This window comes from Nonomuraea sp. K271, from assembly GCF_009908215.1.
In the GTDB taxonomy this organism is placed as follows: Bacteria; Actinomycetota; Actinomycetes; order Streptosporangiales; family Streptosporangiaceae; genus Nonomuraea; species Nonomuraea longispora.
Map to the genome: position 1 here is coordinate 1 of NZ_JAAAHR010000118.1, position 23838 is coordinate 23838.

The 23838-nt window shown below is 71.1% G+C and carries 25 protein-coding genes; 13 read left to right on the forward strand and 12 right to left on the reverse strand.

Translation table 11 applies throughout. The features are described 5' to 3' along the window. Positions 1 to 76 precede the first annotated feature (76 nt). The gene (locus tag GUY59_RS31935; RefSeq protein ID WP_138203972.1) at positions 77 to 502 is read right to left on the reverse strand and encodes a MerR family transcriptional regulator; all 426 of its coding nucleotides are present in this window, start codon (positions 500 to 502) and stop codon (positions 77 to 79) included. 95 nt (positions 503 to 597) lie between these two features. On the opposite strand from GUY59_RS31935, the gene GUY59_RS31940 reads away from it, so the two are divergent. From GUY59_RS31940 to GUY59_RS31950, 3 genes are all read left to right on the forward strand, one after another. Beyond that, positions 598 to 1014, forward strand: coding sequence for a hypothetical protein (locus GUY59_RS31940; protein ID WP_138203970.1), 417 nt, complete (start codon positions 598 to 600; stop codon positions 1012 to 1014). Positions 1015 to 1123: 109 nt separating this feature from the next. Further along, complete coding sequence (locus tag GUY59_RS31945) at positions 1124 to 1528, forward strand: ArsR/SmtB family transcription factor (RefSeq protein WP_138203968.1); 405 nt, start codon at positions 1124 to 1126, stop codon at positions 1526 to 1528. Continuing rightward, the gene (locus GUY59_RS31950; RefSeq protein WP_138203966.1) at positions 1525 to 2247 is read left to right on the forward strand and encodes a cation transporter; all 723 of its coding nucleotides are present in this window, start codon (positions 1525 to 1527) and stop codon (positions 2245 to 2247) included. The genes GUY59_RS31945 and GUY59_RS31950 overlap by 4 nt, the downstream gene beginning before the upstream one ends. On the opposite strand, the gene GUY59_RS31955 is transcribed toward GUY59_RS31950, so the two are convergent. Next, a complete protein-coding gene (locus GUY59_RS31955) occupies positions 2229 to 2930 on the reverse strand; it encodes an acyltransferase domain-containing protein (protein WP_138203964.1) in 702 nt (233 codons plus the stop codon). The genes GUY59_RS31950 and GUY59_RS31955 overlap by 19 nt on opposite strands. A 184-nt stretch (positions 2931 to 3114) precedes the next feature. Between GUY59_RS31955 and GUY59_RS31960 the strand changes: the two genes are divergently transcribed. Together GUY59_RS31960 and GUY59_RS31965 are read left to right on the forward strand one after the other, a co-directional pair. Beyond that, on the forward strand, positions 3115 to 3429 hold the full coding sequence (locus tag GUY59_RS31960; protein ID WP_138203962.1) for a hypothetical protein: 315 nt from the start codon (positions 3115 to 3117) through the stop codon (positions 3427 to 3429). Between the two features lie 135 nt (positions 3430 to 3564). After that, the gene (locus GUY59_RS31965; RefSeq protein ID WP_138203960.1) at positions 3565 to 4278 is read left to right on the forward strand and encodes a hypothetical protein; all 714 of its coding nucleotides are present in this window, start codon (positions 3565 to 3567) and stop codon (positions 4276 to 4278) included. Here GUY59_RS31965 and GUY59_RS31970 read toward each other — a convergent pair. From GUY59_RS31970 to GUY59_RS32015, 10 genes are read right to left on the reverse strand one after another with little or no spacing between them, the layout of a single operon-like run. Continuing rightward, positions 4262 to 5809 carry an arylsulfatase gene (locus GUY59_RS31970; RefSeq protein WP_171055496.1) on the reverse strand — a complete coding sequence of 516 codons (1548 nt, stop codon included), beginning with the start codon at positions 5807 to 5809 and terminating at the stop codon, positions 4262 to 4264. The two genes, GUY59_RS31965 and GUY59_RS31970, sit on opposite strands and share 17 nt — an antisense overlap. Continuing rightward, on the reverse strand, positions 5806 to 7434 hold the full coding sequence (locus GUY59_RS31975) for a glycoside hydrolase family 13 protein (RefSeq protein ID WP_138203956.1): 1629 nt from the start codon (positions 7432 to 7434) through the stop codon (positions 5806 to 5808). Before GUY59_RS31975 ends, GUY59_RS31970 begins: the two co-directional genes overlap by 4 nt. Then, the gene (locus GUY59_RS31980; protein ID WP_132333525.1) at positions 7427 to 8335 is read right to left on the reverse strand and encodes a dihydrodipicolinate synthase family protein; all 909 of its coding nucleotides are present in this window, start codon (positions 8333 to 8335) and stop codon (positions 7427 to 7429) included. The genes GUY59_RS31975 and GUY59_RS31980 overlap by 8 nt, the downstream gene beginning before the upstream one ends. After that, on the reverse strand, positions 8335 to 9945 hold the full coding sequence (locus GUY59_RS31985; protein ID WP_236667704.1) for an FAD-dependent oxidoreductase: 1611 nt from the start codon (positions 9943 to 9945) through the stop codon (positions 8335 to 8337). The genes GUY59_RS31980 and GUY59_RS31985 overlap by 1 nt, the downstream gene beginning before the upstream one ends. Positions 9946 to 9969: 24 nt before the next feature. Next, on the reverse strand, positions 9970 to 10767 hold the full coding sequence (locus GUY59_RS31990) for an ATP-binding cassette domain-containing protein (protein ID WP_201761590.1): 798 nt from the start codon (positions 10765 to 10767) through the stop codon (positions 9970 to 9972). Beyond that, a complete protein-coding gene (locus tag GUY59_RS31995; protein ID WP_138203950.1) occupies positions 10764 to 11771 on the reverse strand; it encodes an ABC transporter ATP-binding protein in 1008 nt (335 codons plus the stop codon). Before GUY59_RS31995 ends, GUY59_RS31990 begins: the two co-directional genes overlap by 4 nt. 5 nt (positions 11772 to 11776) lie before the next feature. Then, entirely contained in the window at positions 11777 to 13300 is a 1524-nt protein-coding gene (locus GUY59_RS32000; protein WP_161714798.1) for an ABC transporter substrate-binding protein, read from the reverse strand. Between the two features lie 29 nt (positions 13301 to 13329). After that, a complete protein-coding gene (locus tag GUY59_RS32005; protein ID WP_138203946.1) occupies positions 13330 to 14196 on the reverse strand; it encodes an ABC transporter permease in 867 nt (288 codons plus the stop codon). Next, positions 14193 to 15119, reverse strand: coding sequence for an ABC transporter permease (locus tag GUY59_RS32010; protein WP_132333519.1), 927 nt, complete (start codon positions 15117 to 15119; stop codon positions 14193 to 14195). Before GUY59_RS32010 ends, GUY59_RS32005 begins: the two co-directional genes overlap by 4 nt. After that, positions 15116 to 16171 (reverse strand): LacI family DNA-binding transcriptional regulator, encoded by a 1056-nt coding sequence (locus tag GUY59_RS32015; RefSeq protein ID WP_138203944.1) that lies wholly within the window; start codon positions 16169 to 16171, stop codon positions 15116 to 15118. Before GUY59_RS32015 ends, GUY59_RS32010 begins: the two co-directional genes overlap by 4 nt. A gap of 301 nt (positions 16172 to 16472) precedes the next feature. Here GUY59_RS32015 and GUY59_RS32020 point away from each other — a divergent pair, with 301 nt between their 5' ends. From GUY59_RS32020 to GUY59_RS32055, 8 genes are all read left to right on the forward strand, one after another. After that, complete coding sequence (locus GUY59_RS32020; RefSeq protein ID WP_161714799.1) at positions 16473 to 18173, forward strand: right-handed parallel beta-helix repeat-containing protein; 1701 nt, start codon at positions 16473 to 16475, stop codon at positions 18171 to 18173. A gap of 9 nt (positions 18174 to 18182) precedes the next feature. Further along, positions 18183 to 19208: an SGNH/GDSL hydrolase family protein gene (locus GUY59_RS32025; RefSeq protein WP_138203940.1), complete on the forward strand. Its 1026-nt coding sequence runs from the start codon at positions 18183 to 18185 to the stop codon at positions 19206 to 19208. A 21-nt stretch (positions 19209 to 19229) separates the two neighbouring features. Then, a complete protein-coding gene (locus tag GUY59_RS32030; RefSeq protein WP_138203938.1) occupies positions 19230 to 19862 on the forward strand; it encodes a TetR/AcrR family transcriptional regulator in 633 nt (210 codons plus the stop codon). A 66-nt stretch (positions 19863 to 19928) separates the two neighbouring features. Beyond that, complete coding sequence (locus GUY59_RS32035; protein WP_138203936.1) at positions 19929 to 20339, forward strand: VOC family protein; 411 nt, start codon at positions 19929 to 19931, stop codon at positions 20337 to 20339. 34 nt (positions 20340 to 20373) lie between these two features. Continuing rightward, a complete protein-coding gene (locus GUY59_RS32040; RefSeq protein WP_138203934.1) occupies positions 20374 to 20838 on the forward strand; it encodes a helix-turn-helix transcriptional regulator in 465 nt (154 codons plus the stop codon). 217 nt (positions 20839 to 21055) lie between these two features. Then, positions 21056 to 21862, forward strand: coding sequence for an ABC transporter ATP-binding protein (locus GUY59_RS32045; protein WP_138203931.1), 807 nt, complete (start codon positions 21056 to 21058; stop codon positions 21860 to 21862). After that, positions 21849 to 22556, forward strand: coding sequence for an ABC transporter ATP-binding protein (locus tag GUY59_RS32050; protein WP_138203929.1), 708 nt, complete (start codon positions 21849 to 21851; stop codon positions 22554 to 22556). The genes GUY59_RS32045 and GUY59_RS32050 overlap by 14 nt, the downstream gene beginning before the upstream one ends. A 36-nt stretch (positions 22557 to 22592) precedes the next feature. Next, positions 22593 to 23834 carry an ABC transporter substrate-binding protein gene (locus GUY59_RS32055; RefSeq protein WP_138203927.1) on the forward strand — a complete coding sequence of 414 codons (1242 nt, stop codon included), beginning with the start codon at positions 22593 to 22595 and terminating at the stop codon, positions 23832 to 23834. Positions 23835 to 23838: the final 4 nt, after the last annotated feature.

Consider the following 23838-nt stretch of genomic DNA (forward strand, 5'->3'; position numbering starts at 1 on the left):
ATCGCCGCCCGCAACGGCACCCCGATCAGTTTCTGGCAGTTCACCAAGTACGGCCTGGTCGTCACCGTGGTGACCATCACTTTGACCGCGCCGTACCTGTGGTTCCGCTACCTGACCTGACGCCGGCCTCGGCCTGGCCGTACATGAGCCGGCAGCGGCCGGCCCGGCAGTCCTGAAGGCCCGCCGCAGCGGTGCGGCGGGCCCTGGTCAGCTCTGCGATCTTGGCGTCGAGCCGGTTCACCACCGCTTCCAGTCGCCAGCGTTCGCTGTCGCACGTGGCGCCGCCCTGGTCGTGCGCGGTCAGGGCGTCGATGACCTGGTCCAGGGTGAAGCCCAGTTCCTGTAGCGCCTTGGCCATGCGGATGCGTTCCACCGCCTCGGTGGTGAAGACGCGGTAGCCGGAGGGTCTGCGCTCGGCCGCGGGCAGGATGCCGCGCCGCTCGTAGAAGCGCACGGTGTCCACGCTGACCCCGGCTTCCTGAGCGACCTGTCCGATTCTCATGTGGCTTCGCCTCTTGACTCTGGACTCAGCTCCAGACTCTACGGTTCACGTGAGGGCGCCACAAGAGCGCCGGAACCCGTCGAGAGGAGTCCAGCATGGACATCCCGCCCGCTTCCACGCCCGTCGTCTGCGACATGACCACCGCTCCTGACACCGCCCGGCAGCGCCTGGAGGAATACCGGCTGCTGTTCGGACGGCACCTGCTCAGCCGCGGGCGGACCGGCCAGGGCGTCCGCTTCCGGCTGCGCGCCGAGCCCGGCGTGGCTGCGTGGGTGCGCGACCTCGCCGCACGGGAGAAGGCCTGCTGCGCGTTTTTCGCCTTCGAGGTCATGGTCGAGGGGGAGCAGGTGATCTGGGACTGGGCGGTCAGCGACAACGACGCCGCGCGTGCCGTACTGGAGGAGTACTACGTGCTGCCCGGGACCGCCCCCGCGGACCCCGAAGAGGTGGAGAAGCGCCTGGCGGACAAGGGCCTGCATTTCACCGACCCCCTGCGCCACACCGTCCGCTGATCCCGGCGGCGCTGCGCCTGGTCGTCAGCCCGGAGCATGCCTGCTGAGCCTACGGCACGACTTCCTTCGCTCTTGCGATGACATACCCTTTCTGGAATATCATCGCCGTATGGCGATTAATGATGTTGCTGGCCGCTGCGTCCGCATCGATATCGCTGTCGGCGTCCCCCCGGCGGCAGCGTTGTTCCACTCGCTGGCCGACGAAACCCGGCTGCGCATCGTGGCCAGGCTCGCCCGCGGCGAGGCTCGCGTGGTCGACCTGACCGCCGAACTCGGGCTGGCGCAGTCCACGGTGTCCAAGCACCTGGCCTGCCTGCGCGACTGCGGCCTCGTCGACTATCGCGCCGAAGGCCGGCAGTCGTTCTACTCCCTGACCCGGCCCGAGCTGATGGACCTGCTGGCCTCGGCCGAGCAGCTGCTGGCAGCCACCGGCCACGCGGTCACGCTCTGCCCCGCCCCCGGCCACCCCGACTGTGACGGTGTCGCGCCGGCGGCCGGGGAAGCGGCGACATGAGCGCGCCCAACCTGACCGGCCCCGTCCCGTCCCCGGCGCGGCGCACTCTGCTGCGGCAGCGTATCCGGCTGCTGGTGGCAGCCACCATCGCCTACAACGTGATCGAAGCGGTTGTGGCCATCGCCGCAGGCACCATCGCCTCTTCGGTCGCCCTCGTCGGATTCGGCCTCGACTCCATCGTCGAGGTCGCCTCCGCCACCGCGGTCGCCTGGCAGTTCTCCGCCGCCGACCACGAAGCACGGGAGAAGACCGCGCTGCGCGTCATCGCGCTCTCGTTCTTCGCCCTGGCCGCCTATGTCACCTTCGACTCGGTCCGCGCCCTGCTGGGCGTCGGCGAGGCCGAGCACTCCACCCCCGGCCTGATCCTGGCCTCTCTGTCGCTCGTGATCATGCCCTTTCTGTCCTACGCGCAGCGCCGCGCAGGCCGCGAACTCGGCTCCGCCGCCGCGGTCGCCGACTCCAAGCAGACCCTGCTGTGCACCTACCTGTCGGCGGTCCTGCTGGTGGGCCTGGCGCTCAACAGCCTGTTCGGCTGGTCCTGGGCCGATCCTGTCGCCGCCCTCGTCATCGCCGCCGTCGCGGTCAAGGAAGGCCGCGAAGCCTGGCGTGGGGACGCCTGCTGTGCGGTCCCAGCCGCCACCCTGTCCGGCGGCACCGTCTCCGAGTCTGATGGTTGCTCGGACGGCTGCTGCTCACCCGTTCAGAAGGACACGCCATAAACGATCCGGCCGGTGCGGGCATGCCAGTGCCGGCCGGATCGCAGGTGGGTCACGTACGCCCTTCGCAAGGTGGTGTCCTGCGGCAGCTCCGCGAGCCGGCTCTCCGTGACCGGGCCCTGCCGGCTCGGCCGTCCGAAGACGTATTCCAGCATGGAAGCGTCCGCACGGTCCTCGTCGCCGGGTGCCGGTGGCTTCAGTACGAAGCGGCGCTGGAATCGTACGATGTTCGAGCGCTCGGGCAGATATTCGGTCCCCCGGAACCTCAGCGGCGGGCACCACTGATCGAACGCCCCGACTCCACCGACCCCGTGCACGGATCGGTGCTCGGCCATCATGGGCCCGAGACCGGACAGCGTCTCCCACGACCTGTGACGCTCGATGCCGCGTTCGGCGTGGTAGCGCAGTGTCCGCGGCAGGACGGCGAGATAGAGCCAGACGTAGAGGTGCAACGCCACGGGGCCGGCGTCGACCGGGAACGCCGGGAAGCCGCGGTATCCGTTGCCCGTAAGCCCTGAGCCCATCTGCGAAATCATGTCCCGATGGCACCGTTCCAGGTGCCGCCACAGTTCGGGGTGTTTGTGGGGGTCGGGCCGGACCGCCAGCGTTTCGTCCCGGTCGGCGGGCATTGCGCCCATCCGGTCCAGCAGCCGCGCCGCTTCCGCGTTCGGGGGAAGGTCGAGCATGTGCCCAACCTACGACGGCGATCCGCACGGGGCCGCGGTTCGAGGTAGTGTCGTGATCAGGGTCTTTGAGCGGCGTTGTCGCTCTCGGTCCCTTTTGTGTTGTACGGAGCTCGGAGGTGATCACGGTGCACCCGGTCTAGCGACAGCCCCAACCAGGGGCGTCACGGAGCCGAAAGGTGACCGTATGAGCAAGACCGACAAGACCCGGCCATGGTGGGTGCGGATGGCCGACGCGCCACTGACCACCTGCGTGCCCGTGCATGATCACCGTTTCGGGCCGTGCACGCTGCCGGACGAGGTCGACGTCGACAGCACCGACTGGAAGCAGGACGGCTGTTTCTGGGGCCCTCCCGGCTACCACGTGCTCGTCGTCGACGCCAAGCGTTCCTCCCGGGAGTGGCAGCACTTCCGTCGCGAGGACCGCCGCCGCAGCCGTCACCAGGCGCGGCGTGAGCTGCGCGTCTACCACACCTATCGCACGCATCTCGACGAGAACTGAGTACGCGGCGAGGGCCGGATGTCAGCGGGCACTGTCGTTCGCCCCGGTCCGGCCGCCCTCGTCAAGGGGATTCTCCCTCGGCACCTCGGGTAGCTGCCGTTCCGAAGACGCGGTCCCCGACCTGAGGAGCAGGTCATGGAGTGGTGCACCTCCTTCGTGCGGTCCGGGCTGGCCGCCACGTTCGGCACCGCCGCCCGGCTGCGGCGAGGGCGCCCGCTCCACCGGTCCGGGCTGATCCTGGAGGCGCGGCTGCGCCTGCACGGGACGCCTCGGCCGTGGGGTGCCCGGTTCCTCGACCAGCCGCTGGACCTGCGGGGAATCGCGCGGTTGTCCCGCTCCACGGGTGTGCCGCCGCCGCTTCCCGACATTCTCGGGCTCGCCTTCCGCTGGCAGCAGGACGACGCCACCGCCGACCTGCTGCTGGCCACCACCGGCCACACCGCGCTCGGCCGTCGTGCGTTGCGGCCCGCGACGCGCTGGACGGGGATGTACGGCTCTCTGTTCCCGTACCAGGGGGGTGAGCGCAGGCTCCTGCTCGGCGCGCTGTTCCACACGCCCGCCCGGCTGCCGGCCACGATCGACGCGCTGGAGCAGGCGGTCGAGTACGGTCCGCTGCGCGCGGAGTTGCTGGCCGCCGCCCCGAGGGGTCCGTGGACTCTGTTCGGCCAGGTCGAACTGTCCGGCCCGGCGATCGGGGACGCCGACATGCCGACGCGGTTCAACCCCCTCCGCCGTCCCATCCCGGGTCTGCGCCCGGCGGGATGGCTGAACGAGGTACGCGACGCCGCTTACGTGGCCGCCCAGCAGACGCCGGATCCCGCGGACAAGGCTCTCACCCGCGCGGTATGACGCCGACCCGCCGTGCCCAGGCCTGGTACGCGGTGGCCAGTTCGGCGACGACGTCGGGGTGGTGCCCGGCCAGGTCGGTCAGCTCGGAGCGGTCGGTGTCCAGGTCGTACAGCTCCCATGGCGCCGCGTGCTCGCGGACCAGCTTCCACCGCCCCCGGCGTACGGCGGCGTTGCCGAGGTGCTCCCAGAACAGCCACGTGTCCTGGACCGGCTCCCCTCGCAGGGCGGGCGTCATGTCGCGCCCCTCAAGGGGCGGCACCTCGTGACCCCGGTGTTCGCGCGGGTACGTGACGCCGGCGGCGGCGAGCAGGGTGGGCAGCACGTCGGTGAGCTGGCAGGGCGTCCGGACGATCCGGCCGGCGGCCAGGCCTCCGGCGGGCCAGTGCACGATGAACGGGGTCGCGATGCCTCCCTCGTGCACCCAGCGCTTGTAGAGGCGGAACGGGGTGTTGGACAGGTTGGCCCACGCGGGGCCGTAACTCGCGTACGTGTCCTCCGGCCCGGGGTCGACGCCCGGGAGGTTGCCGACCCGCAGCTCGGCGCCCTCACGGGTGGCCGCGGGCACGATGTGTCGCCTGGATCGGAACTCGCCGGGGTCGCCGAGCGGCAGGATCTCGGCGCAGCCGCCGTTGTCCGACAGGAAGACGACGATGGTGTCGTCGGAGACCCCGGACGCCGCCAGCCGGTCGAGGATCCGGCCGACACCCCGGTCCATCCGCTCCACCTGGGCGGCGTACACCTGCATGCGGCGTGCCTCCCACGTCTGATGCGGCGCCGACGCCCACGATGGCTGGGCGGGGTCGGGCGCGGACAGTGCCGACTCGGTGCCGAGCAGGCCTTCGGCGTGCAGCCGGTCGAGCCGGCGGGCGCGCGGTTCGTCCCAGCCCGCCGTGTAGACGCCGTCGTATCCGGCGATGTCGTCCTCGGGCGCGTGCAGCGGCCAGTGCGGCGCGGTGTAGGCGACGTAGGCGAAGAACGGCCGGCCGGCGGCGGCCTCCCGGCCGATGAAGTCCACCGCGTGATCGGTGATCGCGTCGGTGTAGAAGAAGCGCGGATCGCGGGTCTCGTCGCTCGCGTCCTGTTCGCCGCGGTACAGCGTCGCCGGGTCGTAGTAGCTGCCGCATCCGCTGAGCGTCCCGAAGAAGTCGGAGAAGCCCCGCCGGGTGGGCCACGAGTCGGCCGGTTCCCACAACGGCCCGCTCAGGTGCCATTTGCCCGACATGCCGGTGGCGTACCCGGCGTCCCCGAGCAGCTCGGCGACGGTCACGCAGCGGTCGTTGAGGCTGCCCGGATATCCTCCGGGCGCGTTGTTCCCGGCCAGGACGCCGATGCCGGTCTGGTGCGGATGCAGCCCGGTCAGCAGGGAGGCGCGCGACGGGCTGCAGCGTGCCGTGTTGTAGAACTGCGACAACCGCACCCCCGACCGCCCGATCCGGTCGAGGTTCGGCGTGCGGATCTCCCCGCCGTAACAGCCGATGTCGGAATATCCGAGGTCGTCGGCGAGGATCAGCACGATGTTGGGGCGCCTCACGTCCGCTCCGCGCTCCCGTCCCGTACGCGCAGCCAGGCGGCCGTGTCCGGCCCGAGCGGAGCGCGCACCTCGGCGTGCGTGTCGCTGCGCAGGAGCGTGACCGTGCCCGCGGGCAGCGGCACCTCGGTGGCACCGAGGTTGACGACGCATTCGAAGTACGGCCCCCGCCGCAGACGCAGCACGGAGCCGGCCCGGTCCACCCATTCGAGCTCCTGCGGCACGTCCAGCTCCCGCCGGATCCGCAGCGCCCGCGCCACCAGCCCGTACGTGGAGTCCGGGTCGGCCACCTGGCGGGCCACCGAGAGCCGTCCCCAGCCGGAAGGCTGAGGCAGCCACGGGTCCGCCGACCCGAACCCGGCGCCGTCCGGGGCGGGCGTCCACGGCAGCGGCACACGGCAGCCGTCGCGCCCCCGTCGCCGCCCGCCGGACCGGGTCCAGATCGGGTCCCGGAGGCGGTCGTCGGGGATGTCCAGGTGGTCGGGCAGCCCGAGCTCCTCGCCCTGATAGAGGTAGGCGACGCCGGGCAGCGCCAGCATGAGCAGCAGCGCGGCCCTGGCGCGGCGGCGGCCGAGCTCCTCGTCGACCGGGCCCAGTTCGTGACCCGATCTCCCCTGGTGTTTGCGGGTGTCGGCGCGGCCGTAGCGGGTCACCGTACGTTCGACGTCGTGGTTGGACAGCACCCAGGTCGGCGGCGCGCCGGAGAGCGCCATCGTGCGGAGCGTGGAGTCGATCACCGTGAACAGGTCGCCGGCGTCCCACGCGGACTGCAGGAAGGGGAAGTTGAAGGCGGTGTGGAGCTGGGCGGGCGCCACGTACCTGGCGAGCCGGTCGGGATCGGCCACCCACGCCTCGGCGACGAAGACCCTCGGCGGGTCGTAGGCGTCGGCCACCTCCCGCCAGTCCCGGTAGATCGCGTGCACCTCGTCGCGGTCGCGGTGCGGGTGGTCGGGCACGTCGGTGAGGACGAGCAGGTCCTCCTCCCGGTAACCCAGGTCGGGGTAGCCGGGGTGTTTGACCAGGCCGGTGGCGACGTCGATGCGGAACCCGTCGACCCCGCGGTCGAACCAGAAGCGCAGCAGGTCGAGAAACTCGGCGCGCACCTCGGGGTTGGACCAGTTCAGGTCGGCCTGGGTGGGGTCGAACAGGTGCAGGTACCACTGCCCGTCGGGAACCCGGGTCCAGGCCGGGCCGCCGAACGTGCTGCGCCAGTCGTTGGGCGCTCCCGGGCCGTCCAGGAAGTGGTATCGCGCCCGTTCCGGGGAGCCCGGAGGGGCGGCGAGCGCGGCCTGGAACCAGGGGTGGTCGGTGGAGGTGTGGTTCGGCACGATGTCGAGGATCACCCGCAGGCCGTGCCGGTGCGCCGCCGCGACGAGCTGCTCGGCCTCGTGTACGTCGCCGTACTCGGGGGCGATGGCGCGGTAGTCGGACACGTCGTAGCCGCCGTCGTTGCCCGGCGACGCGTACCACGGTGTGATCCAGATGGCGTCGACGCCGAGCCCGGCCAGGTAGCCGAGGCGGCTGCGGATTCCGGCGATGTCGCCGATCCCGTCGCCGTTCCCGTCCGCGAAGGACCGGATGTAGATCTGGTAGATCACCGCGGTACGCCACCATTCGACGTCAGCCATCGGCGCCTGCGATCAGTTCCGGCTCGAATTCCCTCAGGAACTCGCGCAGCGCCGTCAGCTCGCCGTCGTCGAGGGTGCGCAGCGGCGCGGCGACCGTGGGGCGGCACAGGCCCCGCATGGCCAGTGCCGCCTTGACGACCGGGACTCCGGGGCGGACCCGGTGCACGCCGAGCAGCCGGACGACCTGCTTCTGGGCCAGGGCGGCACGCTCCTGGTCGCCGGCGTGGTGGGCGTCGACCAGTTCGAGCGCGAGGCGCGGGGAGAGGTTGGCGATCCCGGGGGTGATCCCGTCGGCGCCGGCGGCCAGCGCGTCGAGCATGGCGCCCTCCGCTCCCTGGCTGACGCCGAAGTCCGGCCGGTGGCGCTTGACGTCGAGCCACCGGCGCAGGACGTCCGCGTCGCCGGAGCTGTCCTTGACGCCGGTGACGTGCTCCATGTCGGCGACGGCCGCGATCGAGCCGGCCGAGAACGGCGGCGCGTACCTCGGGATGTGGTACGCGATCACCGGCACGGCGGCGGCACGGGCGGCCCGGTAGTGCTCGACGATGTCGCGCTCGTCATGGTGGAAGTAGCAGGGCGGGCTGAGGGCGACCGCGTCACAGCCGGCCTCGGCGGCGAGCTCGGCCCGCCTGAGCGACTCGCGGGTGCCGGCGGCCGAGACGTTGACGACGACGGCGCCGTCAGGCACCAGGCGCCGCCAGCGGCCGACGGCCTCCGTGAGGAACGCGCCGATCTCGGCCGTCGGGTGCAGCGGCCCTTCGCCGTTCGTGCCCAGGAGCATGATCTTCGTGATGCCAGCGGCCGCGAGCGCGTCGAAGTAGCGGAGGCCGGCCGCGAGGTCCGGACGTCCGCTCTCGCCGATCGGGGTCACGGCGGGGACGATCACACCTGACACGGACATCAGTACCCCCGGATCTCCGGCCAGGCCAGCTCTACGCCGTCGGCCTTCAGTTTGCTCTGGAACGCGCGCAGGTGTCCTTCCTTGCGCCGGACGTCGTGCGGCTCCACCGTCTCCCCCAGGCAGTAGGCCACCAGCGAGGCGGCGGCCTCGCCGATGTTCCACTCCACGGGGTGCAGCCGGTAGCAGCCGTTGGTGATGTGCGTGCTGCCGATGTTCTTGCCGGCCGGCAGCAGGTTCCGCACGCGTACGGGCAGCAGGGCGCCGAGCGGGATCTGGAACGGGCAACTCGGGACGTCGATGTAGTTGTCGCCGCCCGTCGAAGGGTGCAGATCGATCCGGTACATGCCGATGCCCACCGAGTCGTCGTACGGCGTCGCGCCCGCCTCACCGCGTACGGCGAGGGACACGTCCTGCTCGACGACGGTGTACTCGGCCCTGATGCGCCGGGACTCGCGGATGTAGGGCGCGGCGGCGAAGCCGTCGGTGGTGTCCATGGCGTCGGGCCGCAGCCGCAGGCCGGGCCAGCCGCGCCCGCCGTCGGGCCGCGGCGCCTCGGTCTGCAGCCAGTACAGCATGCTCTCCGACAGCTCACGCGCGCCGGCGAGGTGGCGGGCCTTGTCCTCCTCGCTCACTCCGATGAGGGGCCCCTCCACGTAGTCGATCATCGGCCAGTTCACCAGGGTGACGTCGCTGGTGACGAAGCCGGGCTCGTACTGCTCGCGGGCGACGGCCCGGCGGAACTCCCACAGTTCGCGGTCGCCCGGGTCCTGGCTCTGGTCGGCGAGCACGGGCCCCGACGGGACGTTCGGGGTGAACGTGCGCGTCAGCGGCTTCCGCGTGCGCGGGTCGGGGGCGGTCAGCCCGATCTGCGGTCCCGGCCAGTAGTCGGGACGGTACGTGCGCCAGTGGTCGTAGTTCGCCGGCCGGTCGATCACGTGGTTCTCGCCCTCCCGGTGGTCGACGGCGAACACCCAGGAGAACGCCTGCATGTTGCCAGGCTGTGGGACCTCGGGCGCGCTCGGCTCACCGGTCTCGTGCCGGGACTCGAACCCGGTCACGTGCTCCACGCCGGCGAGCGGCAGCAGGTCGCCGAGTTCGGTGGCGTCCAGATAGTACGGGCTCACGATGTGCACCAGGCCGCCGTCCGCGCGGTCCACGGTCACGCTGCTCACCCGGTCGCCGTCGGTCTCCGCGGCGACCGGCCGCGCACGGAGCAGGATGCGCAGCCGGCCGCCGCTCAGGTAGGGGTCGACCATGGCGCGCAACACCGCGCCGCTGACCCGCGGCTCGTGGCACAGCGCGCCGACCCGGCCGAGCCCGGGGTTCAGGTGCGGCTCGTTTCTGGCCGACACGGTGAGCGGATACCAGGTCCGGTAGTAGTCGCGGACCGCGTCCCGGTACCGGCGGTAGGAGGCGGTGCAGCCGAACTGCTCGATCCACCTGTGCTCGTCCGGAGGCACGCCCTGGCTGGTGAACTGCCCGCCGATGCGGTCGCCCTCCTCGGTCAGCACCACCCGCAGCCCCTGCCGCAGCGCCGCGAGCGCGGCGGCGACCGCGCCGACGCCACCGCCGATGATGGCCAGATCCGCATCAGTGATCCGTGATTCCAACGTTCCCCCTGGTTGCATGTGAATTCAGGCGCCCTCGAGGTCGAGGGCGGCGGCGAGAAGTTTCCTGGTGTACGCATGGCCGGGCCGCTCGAACAGGTCGTCGGCGGTCGCCGTCTCGACCAGGCGGCCCTGGTGCATGACCGCGACCCGGTCCGCGATCTGCCGTACCACCCCGAGATCGTGCGTGATGAAGAGGATGGCGAGGCCGCGGGCGGCGCGCAGGCCCGCCAGCAGCCGCAGGATCTGTGACTGCACCGAGACGTCGAGCGCCGAGACGGCTTCGTCGCAGACCAGCAGCCGGGGTCGCAGGGCGAGCGCGCGGGCGATGCTGACCCGCTGGCACTGCCCACCGGACAGGGCCGTGGCCCGGCGGGTGGCGACGTCGGGGTCGAGGCCGACGTCGGCGAGCAGCTCGTCGATCGCGGCGTCCCAGGTTCGGCCGTCGGGTGCGGCCGAAGGGTGGGTCCGCCAGGTCTCGGCGATGGTCGACCGCACGGTCATGCGGGGGTTGAGCGAGGCCGCCGGGTCCTGGAAGACCATCTGGATCGCCCGCCGGGTCGCCGGTGACCGCCTGGTCACCGGGCCGACCGGGGCCCCGTCGAACAGGACCGTCCCTTCCTGGTGCGCCTGGAGTCCGACGACGCAGCGGGCGACCGTGGTCTTTCCCGAGCCCGACTCCCCGACGATCGCCAGGGTCTCGTCGGCGCTCAGGCCGAAGGAGACGCCGTCGACGGCGTTCGGCGCGCTGCCGCGCCTGCGCTCCCTCCGGGTGTGGAAGTTGACCACGAGGTCGCTGACCTGGACCAGGGGCGATGCGCTCACGTTTCCTCCGGGAAGTGACAGGCGACCTGCCGGCCGGCGGCGACCCGGCGCATCCGCGGCACCTCGCTCGCGCACCGGTCCTGCGCCTTGGCGCAGCGCGGATGGAAGGGGCATCCGCTCGGGCGTTCCGCCGGGCTCGCCGGGCTGCCCGGCAGCGGCTCGGCGATGGCCGTCCTGCTGCGTACGGCGGGCACGCTCACCACGAGCGCCCGCGTGTACGGGTGCGCCGGGCTGTTGAGCACCTCGCGGCCGCCGCCGACCTCGCAGATCCGGCCGGCGTACATGACGACGACCTCGTCCGCCACGTGGGCCATCACCCGCAGGTCGTGGCTGACCAGCAGCATGGCCGTGTCCTCCTCGTCGCGCACGCGCCGCAGCAGCGCGAGGATGCGGGCCTGCACGGTGACGTCGAGCGCCGTCGTCGGCTCGTCGGCGAGGATGAGCTCCGGCGAGCCGGCCAGCGCCGTCGCCACCATGGCCCGCTGGCGCAGCCCGCCCGAGTACTGGTGGGGATACTGGGCGTGCCGGGTCTCCGGGTCGGGGATGCCCACCCGGTCGAGCAGGTCGATCACGGTGCGGCGGACCTCCTTCGCGGGCATTCCGCCGCGCCGCAGGATCTCGCCGACCTGCCGGCCGATCGTCTGCGTCGGGTCCAGCGCCGCCTGGGGGTCCTGGAAGATCATGGCGATGCCGCGCCCGCGCAGGCGGCGGCGGTCCTGCTCGGCCATGGTGACCATGTCGTCGCCGTGCCACAGCAGCCGGCCCGTGACCGCCGCGCCGGGCGGCAGCAGGCCGATGATCGCGCTCGCCGTCATGGTCTTGCCGCTGCCCGACTCGCCGATCAGGCCGGTGGTACGGCCCGCGGCGACGGTGAACGAGACGTCGTCCACCACGCGGACCGGGCGGGCCGGGCCGGGCAGGTCGATCGACAGGTGCTCGACCTGGAGCAGCGGCGCCGGCTCCGGGTCGAGCTCCGCCGCCACCTGGTCGGTGACCTTGGACATCCGGCTCATGATGTGCCGTTGCCGATCCGGACGGTGGAGAAGTCAGGCGTCAGGTCCGGGGGAATGGTGAGGCCCTGTACGGACTTGTTCCGGACGTACAGGTTCCGCACGAACATGGGGTACATGCCCACCGCGTCATCCCAGATGATCTTGTTGGCCTGCCCATACAGCTCCTGCCGCTTGGCGTTGTCGCTGGTCGAGCCCGCCTGGTTCAGCAGCTTGTCGAGGTCGGGGTTGCAGTAGCCCGTACGCTCGGCCGCGCAGGTGTACAACCGGCCGAGATTGGTCGCCGCGTCGAAGCCGGCCGTGCCGAGCTGCTGGATGTTCAGGTCCCACTTCAGCGCCAGCAGGTCTTGCAGGAAGACCGCCGCCTCCTTCTGGGTGGGCTCCGCCTTGACCCCGATCTTCGCGAGGTCGCTGGCCACCGCGTCGGCGAACTGCTGGAACTGCGGCTGGGAGAACTGCATCTGGATCTTCTGGTCGTAGTCCCAGCCCGCGTCGTCCAGCGCCTTCTTGGCCGCGGCGGGGTCGTACGTCACCGGGGTCTGCGGCGCGTAGCCGAGCACGTTGGGCGTCACCACCGAGTTCGCCGCCGACCCCGTCTCGGGGAACAACGACTTGATGATGGTGGCGAAGTCGACCGCCTGCCACAACGCGCGCCTGACCGCGGCCTCCTTGAGGCCCTTCTCCGAGCCGTTCATCCACATGGTGATGACGCCGCTGCCCGAGTCCTTCTCGACCACCAGGTCGGTGTTGCCCTTCAGACCCGCGAGCTGGTCGTCGGGGACCACCCACGTCATGTCCACCTCGCCGGTCTTCAACGCCGTCATCCGCGCCGCCATCTCCTGGATGCTGCGCAGCTCCAGGCGGTTCAGCGCCGGCTTGCCGCGCCAGTGACCGGGGTTGGGTGCGAGCACCAGGCTCTGGCCCGGTGTGAACCGCTCGACCACGAACGGGCCCGAACCGATCGGCTTGGACCAGTCGCCGTCCTGGTGGGCGGCGGGGGTGACGTAGAAGGTGATGAGCTTGCCGAGCAGCGCCGGGTCGGGGTCCTCGGAGGTGATGACGACCTTGTCCGCACCGCTCTCCTTGGCCTTGTGACCGGCGTAGTTGCCGGCCATCGCGCCCTTGAGCGCCAGCACCCGCTCGAAGGAGGCGACGACGTCGGCGCTGGTGACCGGCGTGCCGTCGGAGAACGTGACGTCCTTGCGCAGCGTGAAGGTCCACTCCGTGGCGTCCTCGTTGGCCTCCCAGGACTCGGCGAGCACCCCTTCGAACTGCCCCTTCCCCTTCGTACGGAGGAGCGGGCTGAAGATCGCCTTGGCGGCCACCTGGGTGCCGTTGTCCATCCCGGAGGCGCCGTGCGGATCGAGGTTCTCGATCGGGGTCCACACGGCGACGGCCAGCTCCTGCGCCACGGCGCCACCTGTCGACGATCCGCCGGTGGTGGTGCTGCAAGCGACCAGCCCGACGATGGATACTGTCGCGGCGGCGAGGGCCACCGCACGACGAAGCCGAACGGGCCTCATGGAAATCCCTCCTGACATTGGCTGAGCTGTCAGCGGCTCGTGCCGAGACGCTGGGTGAGGTGGTCGCCGAGCAGGCCCGTGCTCACCACGAGGCCGGTCAGCGCCAGCCCAGGTAGCGCAGAGATCCACCAGGCGGTGTCCAGGTAGTCCTTGCCGTTCGCGATGACCTGGCCCCAGGAGACCGTGGCCGAGGGCAGTCCGAGGCCCAGGAAGCTGAGCCCGGCCTCGGACAACACCGCTCCGGCGAACTCCGTGGTCGCCAGCGCGGTCACCGGGCCGATGACGAACGGGACGACGTGCCGGATGATCACGACCGGGGTGGGAACGCCGATCAGCCGTGCCGCGTCGACGTACGGCCGTTCGCGCAGCGAGAGGGTGAGCCCGCGGGCGAGCCGGGCGAAGCCGACCCAGCCGGCCACCGACAGCGCCAGGACGACGACCAGCATGCTGCGGTCGAAGAGGCCGGCGATCACGATCGCCAGCAGGATGCCGGGGAAGGCCATCAGGATGTCGATCAGCCGGGAGATCGCGACGTCGGTCCAGCCGGCGAGATAGCCGGCGAGCGTCCCGAAAGCCAGCCCCACCGCCAGGCAGGCGGCCACCACGGAGATCCCGATGATGATCGACGTCCTGGCGCCGTAGACGAGCTGGCCGAGCATGTCCCGGCCGGCGCCGTCGGTGCCCAGCAGGGCGACCGTGCCGTCCGATCTGACCGCCCCGATCGGCAGCAGCCGGTCGGCCACGCTGGTCGCCACCGGATCGTAGGCGATCAGCAGCGGGCCGATCAGGCCGACGACCAGGTAGACGGCGAGCACGACGGTGGCGACCGCGGCGACGGTCGGCGTGGACCTCAGGCGTACGGGCCACAACCGTGGCCGGGCGGTGATCGCGCTCATGCCTTCGCCCCCAGCCGTACTCGCGGGTCGAGCCGGGCGGCGATCAGGTCCGCCGCGACGTTGCAGCAGACCACGATGACCGCGATGAGGAGCACCGCGGCCTGCACGATCGAGTAGTCGCGGTTGGTGACCGCCGTCACCAGCAGCGAGCCGAGGCCGGGCCAGGTGAAGACGCTCTCCACGATCACCGCGCCGCCCAGCAGCGTGCTCACGTGCAGCGCGCCGACGGTCACGACGGGGGTCGCCGCGTTGCGCACCACGTGCCCGGTCACCACTTCGCGGGTGCTGAGCCCTTTGGCGTACGCCCGCTGCACGTAGGGCTCCGCCATGGTGTCGGCGACGCTGCTGCGGGTGATCCGGGTGAGCAGCGCGGTGAAGGGGGCCGCGAGCGTGAGCGCAGGGAGCACGATGTGCGCCGGGGTGCCGACGCCGGCGCTGGGCAGCAGCCTGAGCTGCAACGCCATCACCAGGATCAGCATGATGCCGATCCAGAACGGCGGCATGGAGTAGAGGGTGAGGGCGAACCCGGAGATCCCGCGGTCGATCCACCGGCCGCGGTAGGCGCCGGCCAGCGCTCCGAGCACGACGCCCGCCATCGCGATGACGGTCGCCGTCAGGGTGAGCTCGACCGAGGCCGGCAGCCGGGACAACACCAGCTCGACCGCCGGCTGCCCGAAGCGGTAGGACTCCCCGAAGTCGAGCGTCACCAGCTGGGTCAGATAGTGCCAGTACTGCACCGGCAGCGGCTGGTCCAGGCCGAGCCTGGTCCGGGCGGCCGCCACCTCGGCCGCCGTGGCGTCCGGTCCGAGCAGCACCAGGGCCTGGTCTCCGGGGGCGGCCCGCATGATGAAGAACACGAGGGTGGCGGCGCCGAAGATGATCAGCACTCCGGTCGCCGCCGTGCGCAACGCGTACCTGGTCATCGCCGCACCACCCGGCTGATCGAGTTGCCGCGCACGTCGGTGCACGGCACGACCAGCTGAAGGGGCGGCTGCTCCGCGCCTTCGAGCAGGTTGACCAGCAGCTGCACCGCGGCCCTGCCGATCTCCACGCGGGGGATCTCGAACGACGTCCAGATCCTGGTGGCGGTCGGCGGCGGTGCGGAGCCCAGGAAGGCGACCGACAGGTGGTCGGGGATGCGCACGCCGGCCGCCTCGGCGACCTTGGCCAGGGCGAGGCCGGTGGCGTTGTCCTCGGAGGGTTCGACCACGACCGCCGTGACCCCGTCCCGGACCCATCCGGTGACCCGGTCCGTGCCGATGTCCGCGGCGCCGGAGGAGAACTCGACCACGAGGTCGTCCGGGCGCAGGTTCGCGGCCTGCGCGCCCTGTCGCAGGCCGCGCTCGCGATCGTCGCCCGGCTCGGCTCCGTCGGTCTGCCGCAGGAGCAGGATGCGCCGGTGCCCGAGCGCGACCAGCTCCTCCACGAGGGCCGCGGTCGGGGTGACGTAGTCGGGGGCGACGTAGGACAGCTCGGTTTCCGAGATGTCGCGCCGGCCGATGAAGACGAAGGGGAAGCCCTCCTTGGCGAGGTTCGCCAGGTCGTCACGGGAGATGTGACGGCCCAGCAGGACGCAGCCGTCGGCCTTCAGCAGCGCGTTGCGCCCTCTGGCGTAGACCCCGCCCTGGGCGGTGTTGGCCGAGGTGAACAGCAGCAGGTCGTAGCCGAGCCGCGCCGCCTCCTCCTCCACCCCGAGCAGGAACGGGTGGTAGAAGTCCCGCTGGTCGACCGGGAACACCGACTCGAACGTGTAGAGCCCGATGGTCTTGACGGTCATCCCGCGCAGCGCGCGGGCGGCGGGGTTGGCGGCGTACCCCAGGTCTTCGATCGCCTGCTGCACGCGCCGGCGGGTCTCCTCTGCCACCGGCACACCGTCTCCCCCGTTCAGCACGAGGGAGACCGTGGCCTGGGAGACCCCGGCCCGCTGGGCGATCTCGACTTGGGTGGGGCGACGGGGCCCCGCTCGTTTGCGCATGGCGATCCACTTGACTAATACGTAACGACTCGGAGGCACTCTAGGGACCCGGAGGGGGTGCACACAAGGGGTAGATTTCCCCCACATTACGTCGAGGCAGCGCAAAGCGGGCGTAAAACGGTCATCCGCCGCCTCTTGTAAGCCGGAAATGACGTCTGTACGATCCACGATCTATACGTATCAACCCGCTTCATGGGAGGTAGGGGCCATGCCCGAGGGCACCGATCGTCGAGCGCTCTTACGAATCGGCGGTGCGGCACTGGGCGCGGCCGCGGCCACCGCGTCATGGGGAGCCTCCCCCGTGGCGGCCGCGACCGCGGACCCGCCGGAAATCGTCACGCCCCAGGAATTCGGCGCGCTGGCCGACGGGAAGCACGACGACACCGAGGCCATCGAGCAGGCCATCAACGCCCAGCGCACGCAGTACCGGATCGTCGTCTTCCCGCCGGGCACCTACCGGATCACCCGGACCATCGTCATCCCCGACCAGCCCGACGAGAACTACAACCGCATCCAGCTACGCGGTTACAGCACCATGACGAACCGCGCGTCCATCATCCAGGTGGAGCACGACGGCGTGGGCATCGACGTACGGTGCTCGCTCGCCGCGATCCACGGCCTGGCCTTCGTCGCCCCCGCCAAGACCGAGAACAACCGGGCGCTGCGCTTCGCCGGCGAGGTCAACACCGACGACACCGACGCCGCCATCCTGGAGTGCACGTTCGTGTCGTTCAAGCTGGCCGTCGAGCACGTCGGCCGCGGACTGTACTTCTCGCACAACCTCGTCGCCCTCTGCACCACCGGCATCAGCCTCGCCTGGCCCACCGATGGCGTCGGCGGCGGCCCCGTCCACGTCCCGCCGTACGGGTTGCGGAAGTGGCTCATCACCAACAACCACTTCCACAGCCCGTTCCAGGCCATCGTCACGGAGGGCGCCGAGGACGCCGACTTCCGCGGCGCGATCATCCAGGGCAACCTGCTCGACATCGGCCGGCGCCTGCTGATCGGCAGCCTCACCAACTCCACCATCAGCGGCAACATGGTGGAGAAAGGCGACAACGGGCCGATCATCGAGATCACCAGCGGGGGCCACAACCTGACGATCGCCGACAACGTGCTCGGCGGGCTCGAACCTCCCCTGAACGACGGCCCGAGCGCCATCCAGTTCTCCAGCGGCGTCAGGGCGCAGAACGTCACCATCAGCGGGAACACCTTCAACTGGCTCAACCACTCGCCCATCCGGTTCGAGAACGACGCCAGCAAGATCACCATCGCGAACAACTCGTTCGACCACTGGAACCTCGACGGCAAGTCCGACGCCGCCGCGATCAGGGTGGCCGGGAAGGCGACCGCGTTCAGCGTCATCGGCAACGTCATCTCGGCCGACCCCGCCGACCGGCCGCCGATCATGACCACCGGCGGGCTGCACGGGTCACACGTGATCGGCAACGCCTCCGCGCACGTACCGCTGGTCGCGGGCACGGTGGGGGCGGACTCGTTCGTGCAGGCCGGCCCTGGCCGGTTCAACCGGATGGAGGTCGCCCAGCCGCTGGGCGCGGCGGCGAAGGTGGTCAGCACCTCGACCGAGAAGCCCACGGTGGGCGAGGACCACTACGGCTCGTTCGTCGTGGAGGGCAACAACGCCAACCCGGGCGTCAAGGGCGGGCTGCGGGTGGTCCCGGTCAACCAGTCGGGATCGGCCGCCACCGAGTTGCTCTGCTCGACCACGAACACCAACGAGCTGGTCTCCATGGCCTCCAGCGCCACCGGGCTGATCCCGCCCGCCGACAACGCGCGCGATCTGGGCAGCCCGGACCGGCGGATGCGCACTGTGTACGCACACCAGGTGGCCCTGGCCGAGCACGCGCCGGGCGCGCTGCCGAACGCGGCCGGCCACATCGGAGGCGTCATCATGGTCCGCGACCCGGAAACCGGCAAGCGCGGCCTCGCGCTCTCCGACGGGGACGCCTGGCGCAGCGTCGCGCTCGGCCCGAAGGTCTGACCGGCCGGCGTGGCGCCGATCCGGCTCGCTCCTGACGCCCGGCCGGACGTCTGGCGGGGCGGCCTGGCCTGGACGGAGGAGGGCGGCTGGTGGCAGCCGTGGCGGCTGCCGCCCGGCCGGATCGCCACCGCCCACGCTTCCGGCCTGGTCACGCGGGCGCGCATGCCGGCCGGGGTCCGCGCGGTCGTCCGTACCGACGCGAGCGCGCTGGAACTGCGCACCCACGCCGCAGACGACGACGTGACATCGCTGGACGTCGTCGTGGACGGCGCGTTGTGGCGGCGTACGGCGCTGACGGCGGGGGCGGCGACGAGCCAGGTCTCGTTGCCGCCCGGCGCCAAGGTCGTCGAGGTGTGGTTGCCCCAGTTCGGCGAGCTCCGGACGGGTGCCCTCGTCCTGCACGGCGCGACGTACGCCGCCGCCGTGGACGAGGGCCCCCGCTGGGTCGCGTACGGGAGCTCGATCACGCAGTGCCGCTCGGCCGCCGGCCCGAGCCGGACGTGGCCCGCTCTCGTCGCGCGCCGCCTCGGCTGGGACCTCACCTGTCTCGGCTTCGCCGGGGAGTGCCACCTCGACCCCGTCGCCGCCGGGGCCATCGCGCGTACGCCCGCGGATGTGATCTTGTTGTGCCTCGGTATCAACGTGTACGGCGCCGCGAGTTTCGGCCCGCGGACCTTCGCCGGCCAGGTGTCCGGGTTCGTCCAGGCGGTCCGCGACGCGCATCCGCGGGCGCCGATCGCCGTGCTCTCGCCGATCGTCTCACCGGACCGTGAGCGGCTGCCCAACCAGGCGATGATGACCCTCGAAGACGTCCGCCGCGCCGTCACGGACGCCGTGACGACGCTGCGCCGATGCGGCGATACCGGCCTCCACCTCATCGACGGCCCGAGCGTTCTCGGGGCCGGTGACGCCCACCTCCTCCTGCCCGACGGCCTGCACCCCGACGCCGACGGCTACCGCCTCATGGCCGCGCGGCTCGCCCCCCGCCTGGCCGGCCTCCGTCCGGCACCACCACGTCCAGCCACACCAGTGTGACCGCATCGATAAGGTGGCGACGTGGCACCGAGACGCGCCCGTGGGCCCGGAGCCCACCACGAGCAGCGGCGCAACGAGATCGCCGACGCCGTGCTCGCCATCGTCGCCGACCGCGGCCTGGCCGCCGTTTCCCTGACCGAGGTGGCGGCCCAGGCCGGCATCTCACCCGGCCGGGTGCAACACTATTTCCCGGCGAAGCGGCAACTCATCGAGGCCGCATTCGAGCGGGGCAACGAGCTGTCCAGCGTACGCATCAGGCAGAAGACCGGCTCCGCCCTCGACGCCGCCGACCCCCGCCTGGTGCTCACCACCGTGCTTACCGAGCTCATCCCGTACGACGCCACCACCGAGGCCCACATGCGGGTACGCCAGTCCTTCCACGCCCTCGGCCTCGCCGAGGAGAGCATCGCGGCCAGGCTGCGCATCCTGTACGCCGGACTCCACCGCCGGCTGGCCGACCTGATCAGAAGGGACCAGCGAGCCGGCCGCGTCGCCGCCGAGGTGGACGCCTCCGGCACCGCCCTGTCCCTCGTGGCCCTGGCCGAAGGACTCGCCGCCTACGTGCTGACCGGCGTCGCCCCCTCCGCCGTGGCACGTGACCGGCTGCTGGGCGAGATCACCGCCCTCTACACCCGCACCACCGACCAGGCGTGAGCCGGCGTCACCGATCGGTCAGGATGGGAGAAGCGCAGGTCGGGGAGCCGCCGTTACCGTGACGGTATGGACATCGCCATTCACACGACCTTCCTGCCGCACGACGACCCGGAGGCCTCCCTGGCCTTCTACCGCGACACCCTCGGCTTCGAGGTACGCAGCGACGTCGGGCAGGGGACGATGCGCTGGATCACGGTCGGCCCGCCCGGCCAGCCCGGCACGTCCATCCTCCTGGCGCCCCCGGCCGCCGATCCCGGCATCACCGAGGACGAGCGCCGCACCATCCAGCAGATGATGGCCAAGGGCACCTACGGCTGGATCCTGCTGGCCACCAGGGACCTCGACGGCGTGTTCAGGAAGGTGCGGGCCGGCGACGCCGAGGTCGTCCAGGAGCCGACGGAGCAGGTGTACGGCGTGCGCGACTGCGCCTTCCGCGACCCCGCGGGCAACCTGGTCCGCATCCAGGAAGTGCGCTGAGCGAGCGCGGGCCGTCGACGAGAGGGGTTTGCTCATGTGCCATCCCGCGTGGGGACGCGCGCTCACCACGGCGGAACGCCTGAAGGACCTCGCGCGGCTGCGCCGCGTACGCGACCGCATCGACAGGGAGTACGCCCAGCCGCTGAACGTCGAGGCGCTCGCCCGCGGCGTGCACATGTCGGCCGGGCACCTCAGCCGCCAGTTCCGCCTCGCCTACGGGGAGTCGCCGTACGCCTATCTGATGACGCGCCGCATCGAGCGCGCGATGGCGCTGTTGCGCCGTGGCGACCTCAACGTCACCGAGGTCTGTTTCGCGGTGGGCTGTTCGTCGCTGGGCACGTTCAGCACCCGTTTCACCGAGCTGGTCGGCATGCCGCCCAGCGTCTACCAGCGCCGCGGGGCGGGTGCCGCGGCGGGGATGCCGTCGTGCGTGGCCAAGCAGGTGACGCGGCCGATCAGGACGAGGGAGGCGCCCGTCGCCGAGCCCCAGCCCGCGTGACGACGTGAACCCGGCGCGGCCTGCGCCAGTGATCTCGGGGGTGCGGCGGCGGCTTGGGCGAGGACGCGTGACGGCGGAAGGTGTGCGCCAGCTCATAGTGCGCTGCCGGAATGTGTGTCCGAGTCACCTGGTCCAGCGGCCCGGCTGCCACTTAGCGTTCACGGTTACGGCGGTCTGAGCGTGACTCGGGTCACGTCGTGACGCGCGAGGAGGGCGCATGGGAGCAGATCCGGTGGGGAGCGGGCACGGTGCCGCCCCGGGCGGATCCGTCCCCATCCTGCGGGTGCGCGGCCTGAGCAGGGAGTTCCGTGGCTTCCTCGCGGTGGACGGCGTGGACCTGGACATCGCCGAGGGCAGCGTGCACGCGCTGGTGGGTCCCAACGGCGCCGGCAAGACCACCCTGTTCAACCTGCTCACCGGGTTCCTGAAGCCGAGCGCGGGCAGCGTGCTGCTGGCGGGCGGCCGGGAGCTGGCCGGGCGCAGCCCCGAGGCGATCACCCGGCTGGGCGTGGCGCGCTCGTTCCAGATCACCAGCCTGTTCGCCGAGCTCACCCCGCACCAGCACGTGGAGCTGGCGCTGGCGAGCCCCACCGGTCTCGGCTGGCGGTTCTGGCGTTCCGACCGGGCGCTGGCCCGCTTCGCGGAGCGCGCCGAGGAGCTGCTCGACCAGGTCGGGCTCTCCGGCCACGGCCATGTGCCCGCGGGTTCGCTGCCGTACGGGAGCAAACGGGCGCTGGAGCTGGCGCTGGCCCTCGCCCTGGACCCCAAGGTGCTGTTGCTCGACGAGCCGACGGCCGGGATGGGCGTGGAGGACGTCGACCGTACGAGCGAGCTTGTCCGCAAGATCCGCGCGGGCCGGACCGTGGTTCTGGTCGAGCACAACATGAACGTGGTGGCCAGCCTGGCCGACCGGGTGACCGTCCTGCAGCACGGCAAGGTGCTGGCCGAAGGCCCGTACGCCGAGATCCGCCACGACCCGCGGGTCATCACCGCCTACCTCGGAGACTCTCATGCTGCGCGTTGACCGGCTGTCGGCCTGGTACGGCGAGGCGCAGGCCCTGCGCGAGGTGTCGATGCGGGTGGACGAGGGCGAGATCGTCACGCTGGTCGGCCGCAACGGCGCGGGCAAGACCACGCTGCTGCGCTGCCTGATGGGGCTGCACGGCACGTACGGCAGGACCACGGGCACGGTGTCGCTGTTCGACGAGGACATCTCCGGCCTGGCCCCGCACCGCAGGGCCCGCCGCGGCCTGGGCTTCGTCCCCGACGACCGGGGCGTGTACGCCACCTTGTCGGTCGAGGAGAACCTGCTGCTCCCGCCCGTGACCAAGGGCGGCCAGGAGCCGTGGCCGCTGAAGCGCGTGTACGAGACGTTCCCGCCGCTGCGCGAACGCCGTCGGTTCCCCGGGACGAAGTTGTCGGGCGGTGAGCAGCAGATGCTCGCGCTGGCCCGTGTGCTGCGCACGGGCGCCCGGCTGTTGTTGTGCGACGAGCCGACCGAGGGCCTGTCGCCGCTGATCGTCCAGCAGATCGGCGAGATCCTGCGCGAGGTCAAGGCGGCCGGGGTGACGGTCCTGCTCATCGAGCAGAACGTGCACTTCGCCGCCACCGTCGCGGACCGCCACTACCTGCTCGCCGAGGGCCGGATCGTCGAGTCGCTGGACAACGACCAGGTCCGCGAACGCGAGCACGAGTTGCTCGAATACCTCGGGATCTGACGACCACGACGCTGGGGAAACAGAGGAGATGCCTGAATGAGAGTCACAGGCTGGGGCGGCTGCCTGGCCGCCACGGGGCTGCTGCTGGCCGGATGCGGCGGCGGTCCTGGCGGTGGCGACGAGAAGATCAGTGACGGCAAGGTGGTGCTGGCCGTGCTGAACGACCAGTCGGGCATCTACGCCGACACCTCGGGACGTCAGACGATCGAGGCCGTCAAGATGGCGGTGACCGACTTTCAGGCGAAATATGGTGACAAGGCGGTGTCCAAGACGATCGAGGTCAAGGACGCCGACCACCAGAACAAGCCCGAGATCGCCAACTCCAAGGCGCAGGAACTCTACGACCGGCAGCAGGCCGACGTGATCCTCGACGTGCCGACCTCCTCGGCCGCGTTCGCCGTCGCCACCATCGCCAAGAACAAGAAGAAGGTGTTCATCGACGTCGGCGCGGCCAGCACCGAACTCGAGGGCAAACAGTGCAACAAGTACACCTTCCACTACGGCTACAACAGCTACATGCTGGCGCACGGCACCGGCGCCGAGGTCACCAAGGACGGCTCCAAGAACTGGTACATCGTCTACCCCGACTACGCGTTCGGGCAGGACATGCAGAAGACCTTCAGCACGGCGATCAAGGAAGCGGGCGGCACCGTGGTCGCGTCCGACCCGACCCCGTTCCCCAACGACAACTTCTCCACGTTCCTGCTCAAGGCGCCGAACCTGGACCCCAAGCCGCAGGTGATCGGCACGATGCAGGCCGGCGGTGACCTCGTCAACCTGGTCAAGCAGTACAACGAGTACAAGCTGCGCGACAAGGGCGTCGGGCTCGCGGTCGGGCTGCTGGCGCTCAGCGACATCCACTCGCTCGGGTCGGACGCCCTGGCCGGGACCCGCTACACCGACATGTGGTACTGGAACGCCGACGAGAAGTCCCGCGCCTGGGCCGACAAGTTCCACGCCAAGACCGGCAAGCGGCCCACCGCCAACATGGCGGCCAACTACTCGGCCGCCCTGCAGTATCTCGAGGCCGTGCAGCGCGGCGGCACCGACAACTCCGACGAGGTGGTCAAGCAGCTGGAAGGCCACAAGATCGAGGACATGTTCGCCCGCAACGCCACCATCCGCGCCCAGGACCACCTGCTGCTGCACGACGCGTACCTGTCGGAGGTCAAGCCGTCCAGCGAGGTCAAGGAGCCGTACGACTACGTGAAGGTCCTCAAGACCATCCCGGCGTCGGAGGCGTTCCAGCCGCAGCCCGACCCGGCCTGCAAGCTGTAGGCGG

What these genes read in the sequence shown, in the direction of transcription:
- GUY59_RS32055 (WP_138203927.1), top strand. Translation starts at nt 22,593, where the DNA reads ATGAGAGTCACAGGCTGGGGCGGCTGCCTGGCCGCCACGGGGCTGCTG.
- GUY59_RS32040 (WP_138203934.1), top strand. Translation starts at nt 20,374, where the DNA reads ATGTGCCATCCCGCGTGGGGACGCGCGCTCACCACGGCGGAACGCCTG.
- GUY59_RS32015 (WP_138203944.1), bottom strand. Translation starts at nt 16,171, where the DNA reads ATGCGCAAACGAGCGGGGCCCCGTCGCCCCACCCAAGTCGAGATCGCC.
- GUY59_RS31975 (WP_138203956.1), bottom strand. Translation starts at nt 7,434, where the DNA reads ATGGCTGACGTCGAATGGTGGCGTACCGCGGTGATCTACCAGATCTAC.
- GUY59_RS31955 (WP_138203964.1), bottom strand. Translation starts at nt 2,930, where the DNA reads ATGCTCGACCTTCCCCCGAACGCGGAAGCGGCGCGGCTGCTGGACCGG.
- GUY59_RS32045 (WP_138203931.1), top strand. Translation starts at nt 21,056, where the DNA reads ATGGGAGCAGATCCGGTGGGGAGCGGGCACGGTGCCGCCCCGGGCGGA.
- GUY59_RS31980 (WP_132333525.1), bottom strand. Translation starts at nt 8,335, where the DNA reads ATGTCCGTGTCAGGTGTGATCGTCCCCGCCGTGACCCCGATCGGCGAG.
- GUY59_RS32050 (WP_138203929.1), top strand. Translation starts at nt 21,849, where the DNA reads ATGCTGCGCGTTGACCGGCTGTCGGCCTGGTACGGCGAGGCGCAGGCC.
- GUY59_RS32000 (WP_161714798.1), bottom strand. Translation starts at nt 13,300, where the DNA reads ATGAGGCCCGTTCGGCTTCGTCGTGCGGTGGCCCTCGCCGCCGCGACA.
- GUY59_RS31940 (WP_138203970.1), top strand. Translation starts at nt 598, where the DNA reads ATGGACATCCCGCCCGCTTCCACGCCCGTCGTCTGCGACATGACCACC.
- GUY59_RS32010 (WP_132333519.1), bottom strand. Translation starts at nt 15,119, where the DNA reads ATGACCAGGTACGCGTTGCGCACGGCGGCGACCGGAGTGCTGATCATC.
- GUY59_RS32005 (WP_138203946.1), bottom strand. Translation starts at nt 14,196, where the DNA reads ATGAGCGCGATCACCGCCCGGCCACGGTTGTGGCCCGTACGCCTGAGG.
- GUY59_RS31950 (WP_138203966.1), top strand. Translation starts at nt 1,525, where the DNA reads ATGAGCGCGCCCAACCTGACCGGCCCCGTCCCGTCCCCGGCGCGGCGC.
- GUY59_RS31945 (WP_138203968.1), top strand. Translation starts at nt 1,124, where the DNA reads ATGGCGATTAATGATGTTGCTGGCCGCTGCGTCCGCATCGATATCGCT.
- GUY59_RS31965 (WP_138203960.1), top strand. Translation starts at nt 3,565, where the DNA reads ATGGAGTGGTGCACCTCCTTCGTGCGGTCCGGGCTGGCCGCCACGTTC.
- GUY59_RS31995 (WP_138203950.1), bottom strand. Translation starts at nt 11,771, where the DNA reads ATGTCCAAGGTCACCGACCAGGTGGCGGCGGAGCTCGACCCGGAGCCG.
- GUY59_RS31960 (WP_138203962.1), top strand. Translation starts at nt 3,115, where the DNA reads ATGAGCAAGACCGACAAGACCCGGCCATGGTGGGTGCGGATGGCCGAC.
- GUY59_RS32035 (WP_138203936.1), top strand. Translation starts at nt 19,929, where the DNA reads ATGGACATCGCCATTCACACGACCTTCCTGCCGCACGACGACCCGGAG.
- GUY59_RS31935 (WP_138203972.1), bottom strand. Translation starts at nt 502, where the DNA reads ATGAGAATCGGACAGGTCGCTCAGGAAGCCGGGGTCAGCGTGGACACC.